The organism is Ferrimonas gelatinilytica, from assembly GCF_039544205.1.
In the GTDB taxonomy this organism is placed as follows: domain Bacteria; phylum Pseudomonadota; class Gammaproteobacteria; order Enterobacterales; family Shewanellaceae; genus Ferrimonas; species Ferrimonas gelatinilytica.
This window is the reverse complement of sequence record NZ_BAABLF010000001.1, coordinates 91417-107045: the sequence shown is the minus strand read 5'-3', so window position 1 is coordinate 107045 and position 15629 is coordinate 91417. Positions and strand designations below refer to the sequence as shown.

Below are 15629 nucleotides of genomic sequence, written 5' to 3'. Positions count from 1 at the left end.
GTCCTTAGTGGCGACCGTTACGGCTGGAACGTGGCAACGCCCAGCTCGTCGGGGGTGTTGTTGGGGCGTTTCTTAAGGATATCACCGGGCCGCAGTTCGCGACGCAGATCCATCTCCTGTTCCGTGCGCACCAGCGTACCACGCAGAGAGTTGGGGAACACGTCGGTGATCTCCACATCGACAAAGCTGCCGATAAGCTCCGGCTGCCCTTCGAAGTTTACCACCCGGTTGTTCTCGGTACGCCCGCGCAGCTCCATCACGTTCTTTTTCGAGGTGCCCTCAACCAGGATACGCTGGATGGTGCCCTGCATACGGCGGCTGTACTGCATCGCCTGCTGGTTGATGCGCTCCTGAAGGATGTAGAGACGCTGTTTCTTGGTCTCGTCGTCGACGTCATCCACCATGTCCGCCGCCGGGGTACCCGGACGGGGGCTGTAGATGAAGGAGAAGCTCATGTCGAAGTCGATCTCGCGGATCAGGCTCATGGTGTCCTCGAAATCCTGATCGGTCTCGTTGGGGAAGCCCACGATGAAGTCAGAGCTGACGTGGATGTCGGGGCGCACCTTGCGCAGACGGCGGATGATCGACTTGAACTCCAGCGCGGTGTGGTTGCGCTTCATCATGGTCAGTACGCGGTCGGAGCCGCTCTGTACCGGCAGGTGAAGGAAGTCCACCAGCTCCGGCACGTCGGCGTAGGCGTCAATAATGTCCTGGGTGAACTCCACCGGATGGCTGGTGGTAAAGCGCAGGCGGTCGATGCCGTCGATGGCGGCGACGTAGCGCAGCAGGTCCGCAAAGCTGCAGATGCCGTCGTCGTGGGTTGCCCCGCGGTAGGCGTTGACGTTTTGGCCCAGCAGGTTGATCTCCCGGACACCCTGTTCCGCCAGTTGCGCCACTTCGTAGAGGACGTCGTCCAGGGGCCGGCTGACCTCTTCACCGCGGGTATAGGGCACCACGCAGAAGGAGCAGTACTTGTTGCAGCCCTCCATGATGGAGACAAAGGCGGTGGCTCCCTCGGCGCGGGGCTCCGGCAGGCGGTCGAACTTCTCAATCTCGGGGAAGGAGACGTCCACCACGCCGTGTTCACCGGATTGGACTTTGGCGATCATCTCCGGCAGGCGGTGCAGGGTCTGGGGGCCGAAAACGATGTCCACGTAGGGGGCTCGCTCGCGAATGGCATCCCCCTCCTGGGAGGCAACGCAGCCGCCGACGCCGATCACCAGTTCGGGCTTGGCCTCTTTGAGCGGACGCCAGCGTCCCAGTTGGTGGAACACCTTCTCCTGGGCCTTCTCCCGGATGGAACAGGTGTTCAGCAGCAGGACGTCCGCCTCTTCCGCCTCTTCGGTCAGGGTGTAGTTGCCGAAGGCATCCAGCAGATCCGCCATCTTGGCGGAATCGTACTCGTTCATCTGGCAGCCCCAGGTCTTAATGTGCAGTTTTTTGCTCATCAATCAGCGTCGCTCAAAGTGGGTGTAAAAAAATTAGCCGTGCATTTTAGCGCCGAACGCCGGTCATGACTAGGGATCCGGCCGACGTGGCGAGGCCTTTTTCCGACCTTTTTGCTAAGGCATTCATGCTGGGGAAAAAATGAGCAGGGCGGGCGGTGATTTTGTCGCCGGGCTCACGCCGGGCCACGCTATTGGGGCTGATATGGAGCGGCCTGGTGGCGTACACTGCGGCTATTGGAATGAAGGAGTTACCACCATGGATAACTATGACGTGCTGATCGTCGGCGCCGGTATGGTTGGGGCGGCCAGCGCTTGTGCCCTGGCGCGCCACGGCTTTCGTATCGCCCTGATCGAGGCTCAGGCCCCCGCCCCCTTTGCCGCGGATCAGCCGCTGGATCTGCGTGTCAGCGCCGTCAGTGCGGCCTCTGAGCGTCTGCTGGAAAGCCTTGGCGCCTGGGAGCCTATCACCGGGATGCGCCTGGCCCCCTACGATACCCTGGCAACCTGGGAGTGGGCGCAGAGTGAGGTGGCGTTCTGCGCCGAGGAGATTGGCCACGATCACCTGGGCCATATCATCGAAAACCGGGTGGTCCAACTGGGGCTTTGGCAAGTGTTAGAGCAGCTCGATAACGTCGATCTCCTGGTGGGGGAAGCCCCCTCCAAGCTCTGGCAGGACGCTGAGGGCGCCTACCTGACGTTGGGGGCGCGGACCCTAAGCGGTCGCTTGCTTTTGGGGTGTGACGGGGCGGAGTCCCGGGTGCGCCAGGCGGCGGGGATCGGCGTCACCGGTTGGAGCTATCGTCAGCACTGCCTGGCGATCAATGTCGAAACTCAGATGCCGCAGCAGCGGATCACCTGGCAGCTGTTCACGCCCCAGGGGCCAAGGGCGTTCCTGCCCCTGGTCGGACACCAGGGCTCTTTGGTGTGGTATGACAGCCCGGAGCGGATTGCGGCCCTAAAGCGGCTCGATAAGGCGGCGCTGAAGGCGGAGATCCAGCAGCACTTCCCTGCTCGCCTGGGGGAGTTCGAGGTGCAGGCGCTGGCATCTTTTCCACTGGTTCGGCGCCATGCCCAGGCATACTTTGCCGGGCGCATGGTGCTGCTGGGGGATGCGGCCCACACCATCAATCCGCTGGCGGGGCAGGGGGTTAACCTGGGCTTCAAGGATGTGGCGGCACTGGCGGAGATCCTCGGCGAGGCGAAGAACAGCGACCCAGACGCGTGGGATGCCCCGGAGGTGCTGGCGCGATATCAGAGTGCCCGGCAGCCGGATAACCTGATGATGCAGTCGGCGATGGATCTTTTCTACAAGGCGTTTTCCAACGATTTCTTGCCGCTGAAACTGGCACGAAACCTGGCGCTGGGGGCCGCTCAGCGCAGTGGGCCGATCAAACGCCAGGTGATGCGCTACGCCATGGGGCTCTCTTAACGGTCCAACTTGGGTCAGCCGAAAAGGTCCGGTAGCTGGCGGGTCAGCCAGCCGAGGGTGAGCAGCAGTACCAGGAGTACCAGCCAGATCGCGAGGGTATAGCGTCGGGCTTTCTCCGCGCGCTTGCTCTCCCAGACCCGGCGGGGGCGTACCCCCTGGAAGATGAAGGTCAGGATCCCCGCCAGGTTGATGCAGATAATGTTTGTTAAAACCAGCACCAGGGCGCCCGCGGATTCGCTGAAGTGACCGCTCCCCAGCAACAGGCCACAGGCCACCAGAGGCGGGATCAGGGCGACCGCCACCATCACCCCGATCACGGCGTTGGCCTGGCCCCGGGTAAAGGCAAAGGTGCCGGCGGAGCCGGCAGCCAGGGCCAGGATAATGTCGCTGTAATTGAAGTCGGAGCGGGCGGCAATGGCGGGGTTATCCGGCGTGACGGGGTGCCCCAGGCCGATCAGTACCGAGGCCAGCAGGGCGACGGCTGTTCCGGCGATGGCGGTACGCAGAGCATTCAGAAACAGCTCGCGATCCGCCAGTGTGGCCGAGAGTGACATCGCCACATTGGGGCCAAGCAGTGGGGCGATTACCATGGCGCCGATGATCACCGCCACATCGTTCTGGATCAGGCCCACGGCGGCGACAACCGTGGAGAGCAGGATCATGGCGATAAATGCCCGGTTTACCCCCAGGGTCTCGCCGAGGTTACTGTAGAGCTCCTCCCGGCTGACCCGGATTGTCTCTTTCAGAGAATCACTTCCCGTGTATCCATTGGTGTTGGGGGCCGTGTCGTCCTCGGGGGTCGGGTGAGGCAGCACGGCTTCCAGCGGCAGCAGCAACAGCTGAAAATCCTCGTGCTCTTCGAAACACTCCTCCAGGTCATCCATCAGCGCTTCGCTTTTTTCTGCTGGCAGTTGAAGCTGAACAATCAGACGTGCGGGTTCGCTGTCGTCACACCAGGAGGTCAAAATATCGCACCCCTCCAACAGAGGCTTCAACTCCGACTCGGCGTCGGCGGGGATCATCACTTGCATGAGCCGAAGGGCCATGGAAACTCCTAAAAATGATTCATGTGTGCTGGGCCAATTTACACCTGGTGCAAGAAGGCTCGACACTCACTCGTTAGCTTATCCATTCTAGAGCCCTGATGGTTCTGGCGTTGCTTAGAGTCCGCTTAATGGGTTTCAAGCCCATTGAGTGGCGATATCACAATAACATTATGAAGGCGTTTGTCTGCCCGGGATAGGGGAGCCGGCCAGCCCGGCGTTAGTTCATCATCAGGTAGCTGCTAAGTTGTCGCAGCTCCTTGATCTCCTTAATCAAACGTAAGTTCAACCAGAGGTATCCGTGCAGCTGTCGCTGTTGCGCTACCGGCTGCTGCTGAGCGTATTGGGTCAATGCCTCTGCCAGCTCCTCTTCCGGCCAGCTTTGGCCAGCGGGTGGGGGCGTGGCTTGAAGCATGGCATCGGCAATCTCCTCCAGGGCGTGGATGGAGATCTGCCGGCACTGGTTCAGCGGCGCTTGGATCGCTGCGGGCCAGGGCCCCTCCAGCCAGGTTTCACTGGCGAGCAACTCCAGGATGTGACGGGTATTGACCAGCTGGGCAAGTACGGCTTCAAAGAGCGCTGGATTGAGGTGGGTCTCCTTGGAGGCGGGGGCGATGAGGCTGCTGAGGGCGCTGATCTGTTGCTGTTGTGCCTTGTGTTTCAGGGGGATGTCCGCTTCGCCCTCTACTTGCTTTTGGTACAAGGTTACCAGACCCCGGGTCACCGCTTCGCTGCGCAGGCGCCACTGGTGGAACGCCAGTTGCGGATAGATGTAGCAAAACAGCAGTGCCAGTCCACAGCCGATGGCCACATCGACACCACGCCATAGGGCGATATCCAGCTGCCGGTCTCCCCCTCCGATGGTGACGGCCAGGGTCACACCGATCAGCAGGCCGACGTAGGGGCGCTGCCCGCGTGCAAAGTAGGCGCTGGAGAAGATCACCAGGGCGCACCATAGAATCATCGCCCAGTGCGCGTGATGGCTTAGCCAGATCGCCAGGTACCCGGACAGGGCGCCGATAAGGGTGCCGAAAACCCGGTGCCAGGCCCGTTGGGAGACATTGCCGACAAAGGAGATCGGCGTGATGACAACGACCAGGGAAAGCAGGATCCAGGCACTTTCCGGTAATCCCAGGTAGCGGGTGAGGTACAGGGTCAGGACAAACGCCAGGGTGACTCGAACAGCATGCACGATGCGGTAATTACTGAAGATAAAGTGATCCCGCCGGGAGAGAGGGCGACTGTGTTTCATTGACCAACCCATGTCATCTGTCTTGCCAGCTAGTTTAGGCAACATTGTTTGTCCTGGTGTCAGCAGGGCATTGTTAAACGGTGAAGTTAAGGGAATTGAATTTCGGCCCAGGACCTTCGCGGCTTTATGGGGCGCTGAGACCGACGAGCGGTTGTTGCTGTTAAGCCCTGACCAAAAAGCGTCGCGCAGAGTCTCAGGGGCGCACGGCTTTATTGAGGAATGTGGTTGCGGGGGCCGGATTTGAAGCGGGGCCTTCGCGGCTGTTATGGAGAGCTGAGTCCGACGAGCGACTGTGGCTCTGAAGCCATGAGTGGAGGGGGCTCGCAGAGTCTCGGGAGAACACCGACTTATGGAAAAGTAGATACACCAAAGCCAACCCACAGGTTGGCTTTGTTGAGGAATGTGGTTGCGGGGGCCGGATTTGAACCGACGACCTTCGGGTTATGAGCCCGACGAGCTACCAGGCTGCTCCACCCCGCGTCCGATTGTTCCCTGTTTTACTTCTGAGAAAGAAGTGGTTGCGGGGGCCGGATTTGAACCGACGACCTTCGGGTTATGAGCCCGACGAGCTACCAGGCTGCTCCACCCCGCGTCCGATTGTTCTCTGTTTTGCTTCTGAGAAAGAAGTGGTTGCGGGGGCCGGATTTGAACCGACGACCTTCGGGTTATGAGCCCGACGAGCTACCAGGCTGCTCCACCCCGCGTCCGATTGTCATTTCACTTCTGACCAGAAGCATCACCTTTGCCGTTAAACGGAAAAAGTAATGGCGGTGAGGGAGGGATTCGAACCCTCGATAGGGATTAACCTATACGCCCTTAGCAGGGGCGCGCCTTCAGCCACTCGGCCACCTCACCGAAACAAAAAAGCCAGCATTGCTGGCTTTGCAATATGGCTGTACGACCAGAATTAGAACCTGGGCGTGTCGCCGGGATCATAACCCGCATTGCGAGAGTGCATCCTGAAAATGGCTGGGCTACCAGGATTCGAACCTGGGAATGGCGGGATCAAAACCCGCTGCCTTACCGCTTGGCGATAGCCCAACTTGGGTGCTCGACGTCATGGACGTTGAGACTTCGGAATCAAAACCCGCAATGCGGGAGTTCATCCTTAAGATGGCTGCTCGACCAGAATTAGAACCTGGGCGTGTCGCCGGGATCATAACCCGCATTGCGAGAGTACATCCTGAAGATGGCTGCTCGACCAGAATTAGAACCTGGGCGAGTCGCCGGGATCAAAACCCGCATTGTGGGGATTCATCCTGAGTATGGCTGCTCGACCAGCATTGGAACCTGGGCGTGTCGCCGGGATCATAACCCGCATTGCGAGAGTACATCCTGAAGATGGCTGGGCTACCAGGATTCGAACCTGGGAATGGCGGGATCAAAACCCGCTGCCTTACCGCTTGGCGATAGCCCAACTTGGTTGCTCGACGTCATGGACGTTGAGACTTCGGAATCAAAACCCGCAATGCGGGAGTTCAACCTTAAGATGGCTGGGCTACCAGGATTCGAACCTGGGAATGGCGGGATCAAAACCCGCTGCCTTACCGCTTGGCGATAGCCCAACTCGGGTGCTTAAAGCGAACTCTAAGACTTGAAACATGGTGGCTATGGCGGGACTTGAACCTGCGACCCCGGCATTATGAGTGCCGTGCTCTAACCAGCTGAGCTACATAGCCACGACAATTGTCGCGTGATGGCCGAGTGTATCGAACATCGAAAGTGTGGCTGCGCGACCAGAATTGGAACCTGGGCGTGTCGCCGGGATCATAACCCGCATTGCGAGAGTGCATCCTGAAAATGGCTGGGCTACCAGGATTCGAACCTGGGAATGGCGGGATCAAAACCCGCTGCCTTACCGCTTGGCGATAGCCCAACTTGGGTGCTTAAAGCGAACTCTAAGACTTGAAAGATGGTCGCCATGGCGGATTGTACCTGTGACTCCTCAGTGTTAGCTGAGTGTCGCGCACTTTCCTGACGCCATAACAACGCAAGTCATGGTGGCTATGGCGGGACTTGAACCTGCGACCCCGGCATTATGAGTGCCGTGCTCTAACCAGCTGAGCTACATAGCCACGAAAACTTTTTGAGTGACGGATAGCATCCATCACTCGAATATGGCTGGGCTACCAGGATTCGAACCTGGGAATGGCGGGATCAAAACCCGCTGCCTTACCGCTTGGCGATAGCCCAAAAGGTGGTGCGGAAGGAGAGACTTGAACTCTCACGCCTCGCGGCGCCAGAACCTAAATCTGGTGCGTCTACCAATTCCGCCACTTCCGCACAATGTCCCTACATATCGTAAGGTGGTGGCTACGGCGGGACTTGAACCTGCGACCCCGGCATTATGAGTGCCGTGCTCTAACCAGCTGAGCTACGTAGCCAACAACTCCTCGTTGGGAGCGGGGCGTATTATGCGGAGTTGCCCCCTGAGCGTCAACCGCTTTGCCGGGAAAAAGTCGAGCCTGCGTCCCATTCGACGGCAAAGTAAACAGGCTAGGCAAAAAAGCACCATTTGGGTACGCAAAAGTGGGCAAAAGAGCAGCGATATCCCGACAGGGTGCAGCGACGTTTGGGTGGCTAAACGCGCTCCGCCAATTCTTGCTATACCTTGAAAAGCCTCATTCAAACGTCCCGGGCGCGTTTTCCCCGGAATTGGAGTGACGATTTGAAGCCTTTTCTCGTGATAGTCCCAACCCCCGAGCTTTCTACCGAGCCGCTGGTCTCGGCGTTGGCGTTGGCCCAAAGTACTGGGCGCGCCCTGCTGGTGCTGCATCACACCGCTAATGAGGCTCAGACGCTTAGCCTGGCTCGCTGCCACTCCCTGGCACAACAGTGCAGTGACGAGAGCGGACAGGTGGTTCAGTTTTATAGCCAGTGCGGCTCACCCCTTTACGAGGCGATCGACTCCGTGCTGCGACTGACGCCCTGTGATCTTATTATCAAATCCCAGGATGGCGAACCGATGGACTGGCAGGTCCTGAAGCGCTCCCCGTTACCGGTGTGGATGCTGACACCCAAGGTGAGAGTCAAGAAGGGTACGGTGGTGGCTGCACTGGATCTTGGGCATCGAAGCCCGCGGGTTGAAAGGCTGAATGTTCATGTATTGAAGCAGGCCAAGTGCCTGGCACAGGCGCAGGGGGCGGAACTGCATGTGCTTTATGTCCCGGTCCTGGCGGGGTTCTGGAAAGATCTGGATCTGCTCAATGCCCGCTGGCGTGAGCGTAGGGCGATGGAGAATAAGACATTGCCCCTGGCGTGGCTCGCCGGGGAGGGGGTGACGGAAGAGAGGATCCACGTCAAAGCGGGTAACCCGGGGTTGGTGATTCGGGATATGAGCTGTGCGCTGGGGGCAAATACCCTGGTATTGGGCTGCGTACCCCGGCGTGGACTGATGGCGGCGATTAAGGGGGAGGGGGGATTGCCGCAACAGCTAATGGCACACCTGTCCTGCCACCTGCTGCTGGTGCCGGAAAAGAGTTGCGTCGATACCCCGGCAGTGAATGCCTGAAACGGCGGCTATAAAGGCAGGCCATTCAGGGTCGTTTGTCCTTGCTGAAACTCCATCAGCATGGCGAGCCGCTTTTCGTTCCGGGTGAGGTGGTCGTTCCCTAGCACTATAGTGACAACCCTGCGTAATCCCGCTGCTGCTGAGTGTGGTGTTCGTGGTAGGTCTTCAGATAGCAGCAGGCCCGGCATAAGCCGGGCCTGAATCTACCAATAAGGTCGCGAACGTCTTAGACGTTGAACAGGAAGTGGATCACGTCGCCATCTTTGACGATGTAGCCCTTACCTTCGGAGCGTTTTTTGCCGGCTTCCTTGGCGGCGTTTTCCCCGCCCAGGGCGATGAAGTCGTCGTAGGCGATCACTTCGGCGCGGATGTAGCCACGCTCGAAGTCGGTGTGGATCTTACCGGCGGCCTGGGGGCCGGTGGCGCCGACCGGAATGGTCCAGGCGCGCACCTCTTTGACCCCGGCGGTAAAGTAGGTTTGCAGGTTGAGCAGCTCGTAGCCGGAGCGGATTACCCGGTTCAGGCCGGGCTCGTCGATGCCCAGATCGGCCATGAACTCTTCCCGCTCTTCGTCGTCCAGCTCGGCGATTTCGGATTCGATCTCGGCACAAACCGGAACCACGACAGCGTTCTCCTTGGCGGCGATTTCGCGAACCTGGTCCAGATAGGGGTTGTTTTCAAAGCCATCGTCGTTGACGTTGGCGATGTACATGGTGGGCTTGAGGGTCAGCAGGCCCATGTACTGGATGATGGTCAGTTCATCGTCGGACAGGGAGACGGAGCGGGCCATCTCACCGGCTTCCAGTGCGGGCAGGATCTTTTCCAAAACGGCGATCTCCGCCTTGGCATCTTTATCCCCCCCCTTGGCACGTTTGCCCAGACGGTGCAGTGCCTTTTCCACCGCATCCATATCGGCCAGTGCCAGTTCGGTGTTGATCACCTCGATGTCCTCGGCGGGGTTCACCCCGCCGGCGACGTGGACGATGTTGTCGTTCTCGAAACAGCGAACCACGTGGCCGATGGCATCGGTCTCACGGATGTTGGCGAGGAACTTGTTTCCCAGACCCTCGCCCGTGGAAGCCCCTTTCACCAGACCAGCGATATCGACGAACTCCATGGTGGTGGGCAGTACCCGCTGGGGGTTGACGATCTTGGCCAGGGCGTCGAGGCGCTTATCCGGCACCGGAACCACACCGGTGTTCGGCTCGATGGTGCAAAACGGGAAGTTGGCGGCTTCGATACCCGCCTTGGTCAGTGCATTAAACAGCGTGGATTTGCCGACGTTCGGCAGGCCCACAATGCCACATTTAAAACCCATGGTGATGTTAACCTTTGTCGTCTGTTAGGCCGGTTGGGCCGAAAAAGCGTGGAGGCGATTCTGTGCCTTGGTCATGCCATCCTTCAGTAGGATGTCGACGCAGCGGCACGCCTCGTCAATGGCCTCGTCCATGGCCCGTTGCTCACTGGCCGGGGCTTTGCCCAGCACGTAGCCGGTCACGCGGTTGCGATCGCCAGGGTGGCCGATGCCGACGCGCAGCCGGTAGAAATTCTTGTTGTTGCCCAGGCGGGCAATGATGTCTTTGAGCCCGTTGTGACCTCCGTGGCCACCGCCCTGCTTTATGCGGGCAACGCCGGGTGGGAGATCCAGCTCATCGTGGACCACCAGGATCTCCTCCGGCTCGAAACCATAGAAGTGGGCCAGGGCGCCCACTGCCTTGCCGGAGAGGTTCATAAAGGTCGTGGGGATCAGCAGTCGCAGATCCTGGCCGGCACTCTGGATTCGGCCGGTCAGGCCGAAAAACTTGCTCTCAGCCTTCAGGGATACGTTGTGCTGGCGCGCCAGCTCTTTGATCAGCCATTCACCCGCGTTATGGCGGGTGTTGGCGTATTCGGGGCCTGGATTTGCCAGGCCCACGATTAAACGGATATTACTGCTCACCGTTACTCTTCTGACTTGGTTTCGCTGTCACCGTCACCTTCACCGTTAGTGACGCTCGGCTCCTCGCTCTCTTCCGCTTCATCTTCCTCGCTGGCGCCTCTGGGCGGTCGCATGGTGACAACGGAGAGATCCTGGCTGTCTTCACCTTTGCTCAGAGCAACCAACTCAACCCCTTTGGGCAGCGTGATGTCGGTCAGGTGCAGACTTTGGCCATTGTCCAGCGCGACGATATCCACCTCGATAAACTCAGGCAGATCTTTGGGCAGACAGTGCACTTCCACTTCGTTAAGCAGATGCATCACTGTGCCACCGGCACGAACGCCCGGGCTCTCCTCTTCATTGATGAAGTGAAGAGGTACGGTGGCGTTCATCGCTTCGCCACGCACGATGCGCTGGAAGTCCAGGTGCAACAGTTTGGGTTTGTAGGGATGGCGCTGGATCGCCTTGACGATCACTTCTTGCTTCTTCCCGTTGATGTTGAGGGTCAGCACATGGCTGTAAAATGCCTCATTTTCCTGGGCCCGGTTGACGGCGTTGTGGGACAGCGTCAGGGACAGGGGTTCTTTGTCTCCACCGTACAGCACCGCGGGTACCTGCCCTTCCCGACGCAACCGGCGGCTCGCTCCGGTGCCCAAATCGGTACGGATCTCGGCATCAAACTCAAAATCTGACATCGATCTTTCTCCTTGTGTGGTGTGTTGCCCGTTTCCGCGACCAGAAACGGGTCTCTTTCCTTATATACCAACCACGCCGGCTTGGGCGTCTTTGTCACCCAGGAAAACGGCGTGTCGGCAACAGACAAAGGCGCGGCAGTTTACCACCAAGGAGGCGGGAGGGGCAAAACGGCGGTGAAAAAACGCCCCGTCAGGTTGACCTGGCGGGGCGTTTTTGTTGCCGTTTTGAGCGCGACTTAGTGCTCAAACATGGCGGAGATGGACTCTTCGTTGCTAACCCGACGGATCGCCTCGGCCATCACACCGGACATGGTCAGTTGGGTCACGCGGCCGGTGGCCTTCATAGCATCGGACAGCGGCACGGTATCGGTCACGATCACTTCGTCGATGACCGACTCCGCGATGTTCTTCGGAGCGTCACCGGAGAAGATCGGGTGAGTGGCGTAGGCGAAGACACGGCGGGCGCCTTGGGCTTTGAGTGCCTCGGCAGCTTTGCACAGGGTGCCACCGGTATCGATCATGTCATCGACGATGATGCAGTCACGATCTTTGACATCCCCGATGATGTGCATCACCTGGGATACGTTGGCGCGGGGACGACGTTTGTCGATGATCGCCAGGTCGCTGTCATCCAGCAGCTTGGCGACGGCGCGGGCACGCACTACACCACCGATGTCCGGGGAGACCACAACCGGGTTATCCAGGTTACGGCGTTGCATATCTTCCAGCAGTACCGGGCTGCCGAACACGTTGTCCACCGGGACATCGAAGAAGCCCTGGATCTGTTCAGCGTGCAGGTCACAGGTCAGCACCCGGTCAACACCGACGCTGGAGAGGAAGTCAGCAACCACTTTGGCGGTGATAGGCACACGAGCGGAACGAACGCGGCGATCCTGACGGGCGTAGCCGAAATAGGGGATCACGGCGGTGATGCGGCCGGCAGAGGCACGACGCAGGGCGTCGACCATGACCACCAGTTCCATCAGGTTGTCGTTCGTGGGCGCGCAGGTGGATTGGATGATGAAGACGTCAGAGCCGCGAACGTTTTCGTTGATCTGGACGCTGATCTCGCCGTCGGAGAAACGGCCAACTTCGGCGTCGCCGAGGGTTGAGTAGAGGCGTTGGGCGATGAGTTTCGCTAGTTCCGGGTTGGCGTTGCCGGTAAACAGCTTAATGTCGGGCACGAGATAAACCTCAGGCATGTTGGCTTTGGGAGTGGATGCCCGTCGACATCCATAACCCTCGTAAGGATCCTAATGTTGGAACCGTTGTCGTTCCTCTCTCACACCAAGGAGGCGTTGAGCCAAAGCCCGGCCTCCTGGACTGTTCCTCCCCCGGTGGGGAGGGGGCAATCCTGAGTCGATACCGCATCATGGAAACCAAGGTTCTGTCCTTATCTTGTTCCCGTGGCACGGTGCCGATGGTGCTCGGTCGAGCCGAGACGACGTTTACTCTATGACCGAATCGGCGCTGTCGCGACGAAGCAGAAGGGGAGAGCGATTACAGCCCTTGGCGACATGTGCCACCCAGTCCCGCGGAAGCGCCTCCCGGGCTGCCCGTGCACTGTTTTCGTCAGTGAACACGGCGAAAACGCAGCTGCCGGTACCGGTCATTTTTGACGGCGCATAGTCTAGCAATCTGGCCAGCGCCTTTGCAACTTGGGGGTAGAGGCCGCAAACCAGTGGTTGGCAGTCGTTTTTCCACTGCTCCGGCTGACGTTCAAGCCCCGGGATCTTGGGGGTGTCACGGGGCAGATCGGGATGGGTAAACACCGCGGCAGTACTCACCTCGGCATCCGGTGCCACCACCAGGTACCAGGGTTCGTCGACCTCGACCGGGCGCAGTTGTTCGCCAACGCCGTCGGCCATCGCGGCCCGGCCACGAACGAAGACGGGAACATCCGCCCCGAGCTTCAACCCCAGCTCGGCCAGGGTGTCCTCATCGACTGCGGTTTGCCACAGTGAATTGAGCGCCACCAACGTGGTGGCCGCATCGGAGGAGCCCCCACCGATCCCCCCGCCCATTGGCAGGCGCTTATCCAGCTCGATATCCGCACCCAGACCGGTGCCGGTGTGCTGTTGCAGGGCACGGGCGGCACGGACAATCAGGTTCTGTTCGCTCGGAACACCGGGCAGCGCCGGAGAGAGGGTGATCTCCCCATCCTGGCGCAGGCGAAAACGCAGGCGGTCACCCCAGTCGATGAACTGGAACAGGGTCTGTAGCTCGTGGTAGCCGTCCGCACGCCGACCGTTGATGTGGAGGCAGAGATTGAGCTTGGCCGGGGCTGGCCACCAGTCGGTGAAGGCTGAGTGCATGGATTAGGGTTCCGGTTGCCAGAAGGAGATGGCCAATTTTATGCGCTGACCGTTTTGGCGCAACTCCAGTTGCCGCGGCACCTTGTAACCGGATAGCTGCTGCCAGCCCTGGTAAGTGAGTAGCCAGGACTCGCCGCTTTGCGGGTGGATCAGCGTCAGCGACAGCGGGTTGCCATCGGCATCGTACACCGTGGAGGGGTTGTTGCCGGGATCCCCCAGCAGGTAGGCGCTGAGTTGGGACAGGGGCAGTTGCCAGCCGGTGAGGCGGCGGATCAGCTGTTCTGCGCTGCTGCCACTGTAGTGCTGGCCGTCCAGGGTAACGTTCGCCAGGCCGGGTTGGGCACTGAGGCTTAATACGGTGCCACCGAAGGGGTTGGTCAGGCGCAGGTCGTCCTGGCCGCTTCGTCCCAGGTGGCGCCAGTGCAGGTTGGCGGAGAGTCGCTCATCGGGGGTGATCACGCCCAGTTTCCCCCTAAGCAGCCAATCGTCCTGTTGGGCGATGGTATCGCTCAGGTCGGGGGCTCGGTAACTGGCACAGCCATGAAGCACCAGGCTAAGTAACACTGCGGGAAGAGTTTTATTAAAAAGGTTAAGCATTTTTGTCCTACTTTGTGCGCCTGGCCGCATTCATGACGGGAATGATGCCGTTCTGTCCGATAAATATTTCTTCAAGGCACGCTTTGGGCATAGAATTGCTCTGCGCCAAGGATTATTGCTCTGCGCCAAGGATTAAAGAAGAAACGGGGCCATTCGCTATTTTTGCCATGACGTTAGTTGCTATCGGGATCAATCACAAGACCGCCAGTGTTGCGCTGCGGGAGAAAGTGGCATTCGGGCCAGACATCCTCAGTGATGCGCTGAGAAGTCTGGCTGCCCAGACCCGCACCGGGGAAGCGGTGATCGTATCAACCTGTAATCGGACTGAGCTCTATACCAACCAGGTTGAAAGTGAACAGTTGATCCATTGGTTGAGCCAGTTCCACAACCTGGATGAGGAGGAGCTGCGCAGTTGCCTCTATATGCATACCGGCCAGAAGGCGGTGCAGCACCTGCTAAGGGTCTCCGCCGGACTCGACTCGCTGGTGCTCGGAGAGCCCCAGATCCTCGGGCAGATTAAGAAAGCCTTCTTTGATGCCCGTGAAGTCGGCACCATCGCCCACACCCTCGACCGCTTGTTTCAACACACCTTCAAGGTCGCTAAACAGATCCGCACCGAAACCGAGATTGGCGCCTCCGCGGTCTCTGTTGCCTTTGCCGCGGTGAACCTCGCCAAGCATATCTTTGATGATCTCTCCCGCAGCCGGGTGATGCTGGTGGGGGCCGGGGAGACGGTCGAACTGGTGGCCCGTCACCTAAGCGAGCAGGGGGCGACCGACCTTATCGTCGCCAACCGCACCCTGGCCCGGGCCGAGGGGATGGCCGCCGAGTTCAACGGCCAGGCGATCACCCTGCCGCAGATCCCTGAACATCTCCACGAATGTGACATCGTCATCAGCTCTACCGCGTCCCCCCTGCCGATCCTCGGCAAGGGGATGGTGGAAAACGCGCTCAAGAAGCGGCGGCAGCAGGCGATGCTGTTGGTGGACATCGCCGTTCCCCGGGATATCGAGTCCGAGGTGGCGGATCTGGAAAATGCCTACCTCTACACCGTCGACGATCTCCAGGGGATCGTGCAGAAAAACATGAAAAATCGTCTGCAAGCTGCGGAGCAGGCGGAACTTATCGCCCAGCAGCAGTCCCAGGAGTTTGTCCAGTGGCTGCGGGGACTGGACTCGGTTGCCACCATCAAGTCCTTCCGTACCCAGAGTGAAGAGCTCAAGCGGGCGGCATTGGCCCGGGCACTGGAGCGGCTGGAGCAGGGGGCGGATCCGGAGGCGGTGCTTAACGAATTGGCCAATAAACTGACCAACAGGTTGATTCATGCCCCCACCCAGGCGCTCTCCAAGGCCGCCCGTCAGGGGGACCTGGACAGCCTGGATCTCTTGCGCTCGGCCTTAGGGATCAACGACAATTAAGTT

Annotated in this window: 12 protein-coding genes and 13 tRNA genes; 3 read left to right on the top strand and 22 right to left on the bottom strand. The window is 59.6% G+C overall.

Annotation, left to right across the window (positions count from 1 at the left end; all coding sequences use genetic code 11):
- Positions 1 to 17 precede the first annotated feature (17 nt).
- Entirely contained in the window at positions 18 to 1448 is a 1431-nt protein-coding gene (miaB, locus tag ABD997_RS00545) for a tRNA (N6-isopentenyl adenosine(37)-C2)-methylthiotransferase MiaB (RefSeq protein ID WP_345315064.1), read from the bottom strand.
- Positions 1449 to 1704: 256 nt separating this feature from the next.
- Here miaB and ABD997_RS00540 point away from each other — a divergent pair, with 256 nt between their 5' ends.
- Positions 1705 to 2877: an FAD-dependent oxidoreductase gene (locus tag ABD997_RS00540; RefSeq protein WP_345315063.1), complete on the top strand. Its 1173-nt coding sequence runs from the start codon at positions 1705 to 1707 to the stop codon at positions 2875 to 2877.
- Positions 2878 to 2891: 14 nt separating this feature from the next.
- Here ABD997_RS00540 and ABD997_RS00535 read toward each other — a convergent pair whose 3' ends face one another.
- From ABD997_RS00535 to ABD997_RS00465, 15 genes are all read right to left on the bottom strand, one after another.
- On the bottom strand, positions 2892 to 3923 hold the full coding sequence (locus ABD997_RS00535) for a TIGR00341 family protein (protein WP_345315062.1): 1032 nt from the start codon (positions 3921 to 3923) through the stop codon (positions 2892 to 2894).
- Positions 3924 to 4140: 217 nt separating this feature from the next.
- Complete coding sequence (locus ABD997_RS00530; RefSeq protein ID WP_345315061.1) at positions 4141 to 5172, bottom strand: FUSC family protein; 1032 nt, start codon at positions 5170 to 5172, stop codon at positions 4141 to 4143.
- A 403-nt stretch (positions 5173 to 5575) separates the two neighbouring features.
- A tRNA-Met gene (locus ABD997_RS00525) sits at positions 5576 to 5652 on the bottom strand.
- Between the two features lie 35 nt (positions 5653 to 5687).
- Positions 5688 to 5764, bottom strand: a tRNA-Met gene (locus ABD997_RS00520).
- Positions 5765 to 5799: 35 nt separating this feature from the next.
- Positions 5800 to 5876, bottom strand: a tRNA-Met gene (locus ABD997_RS00515).
- Between the two features lie 61 nt (positions 5877 to 5937).
- A tRNA-Ser gene (locus ABD997_RS00510) sits at positions 5938 to 6027 on the bottom strand.
- A 111-nt stretch (positions 6028 to 6138) separates the two neighbouring features.
- A tRNA-Gln gene (locus ABD997_RS00505) sits at positions 6139 to 6213 on the bottom strand.
- A gap of 301 nt (positions 6214 to 6514) precedes the next feature.
- Positions 6515 to 6589, bottom strand: a tRNA-Gln gene (locus ABD997_RS00500).
- Between the two features lie 73 nt (positions 6590 to 6662).
- A tRNA-Gln gene (locus tag ABD997_RS00495) sits at positions 6663 to 6737 on the bottom strand.
- A gap of 37 nt (positions 6738 to 6774) precedes the next feature.
- Positions 6775 to 6851: transfer RNA gene (locus ABD997_RS00490), tRNA-Met, on the bottom strand.
- A gap of 122 nt (positions 6852 to 6973) precedes the next feature.
- Positions 6974 to 7048 (bottom strand) — tRNA-Gln (locus ABD997_RS00485).
- A gap of 122 nt (positions 7049 to 7170) precedes the next feature.
- Positions 7171 to 7247 (bottom strand) — tRNA-Met (locus ABD997_RS00480).
- Positions 7248 to 7290: 43 nt separating this feature from the next.
- Positions 7291 to 7365, bottom strand: a tRNA-Gln gene (locus ABD997_RS00475).
- 5 nt (positions 7366 to 7370) lie between these two features.
- A tRNA-Leu gene (locus ABD997_RS00470) sits at positions 7371 to 7455 on the bottom strand.
- A gap of 24 nt (positions 7456 to 7479) precedes the next feature.
- Positions 7480 to 7556 (bottom strand) — tRNA-Met (locus tag ABD997_RS00465).
- Positions 7557 to 7840: 284 nt separating this feature from the next.
- Between ABD997_RS00465 and ABD997_RS00460 the strand changes: the two genes are divergently transcribed.
- Entirely contained in the window at positions 7841 to 8683 is an 843-nt protein-coding gene (locus ABD997_RS00460; RefSeq protein ID WP_345315060.1) for a universal stress protein, read from the top strand.
- A 226-nt stretch (positions 8684 to 8909) separates the two neighbouring features.
- Here ABD997_RS00460 and ychF read toward each other — a convergent pair whose 3' ends face one another.
- From ychF to lolB, 6 genes are all read right to left on the bottom strand, one after another.
- Positions 8910 to 10001: a redox-regulated ATPase YchF gene (gene ychF / locus ABD997_RS00455; protein WP_345315059.1), complete on the bottom strand. Its 1092-nt coding sequence runs from the start codon at positions 9999 to 10001 to the stop codon at positions 8910 to 8912.
- A gap of 24 nt (positions 10002 to 10025) precedes the next feature.
- A complete protein-coding gene (pth, locus tag ABD997_RS00450; protein WP_345315058.1) occupies positions 10026 to 10622 on the bottom strand; it encodes an aminoacyl-tRNA hydrolase in 597 nt (198 codons plus the stop codon).
- Between the two features lie 2 nt (positions 10623 to 10624).
- Positions 10625 to 11296 (bottom strand): 50S ribosomal protein L25/general stress protein Ctc, encoded by a 672-nt coding sequence (locus tag ABD997_RS00445; RefSeq protein ID WP_345315057.1) that lies wholly within the window; start codon positions 11294 to 11296, stop codon positions 10625 to 10627.
- A 236-nt stretch (positions 11297 to 11532) separates the two neighbouring features.
- Positions 11533 to 12480: a ribose-phosphate pyrophosphokinase gene (locus ABD997_RS00440; RefSeq protein WP_345315056.1), complete on the bottom strand. Its 948-nt coding sequence runs from the start codon at positions 12478 to 12480 to the stop codon at positions 11533 to 11535.
- Between the two features lie 264 nt (positions 12481 to 12744).
- The gene (gene ispE / locus ABD997_RS00435) at positions 12745 to 13611 is read right to left on the bottom strand and encodes a 4-(cytidine 5'-diphospho)-2-C-methyl-D-erythritol kinase (protein ID WP_345315055.1); all 867 of its coding nucleotides are present in this window, start codon (positions 13609 to 13611) and stop codon (positions 12745 to 12747) included.
- A 3-nt stretch (positions 13612 to 13614) separates the two neighbouring features.
- Entirely contained in the window at positions 13615 to 14208 is a 594-nt protein-coding gene (gene lolB / locus ABD997_RS00430) for a lipoprotein insertase outer membrane protein LolB (protein ID WP_345315054.1), read from the bottom strand.
- Positions 14209 to 14375: 167 nt separating this feature from the next.
- Here lolB and hemA point away from each other — a divergent pair, with 167 nt between their 5' ends.
- Entirely contained in the window at positions 14376 to 15626 is a 1251-nt protein-coding gene (hemA, locus tag ABD997_RS00425) for a glutamyl-tRNA reductase (protein WP_345315053.1), read from the top strand.
- Positions 15627 to 15629: the final 3 nt, after the last annotated feature.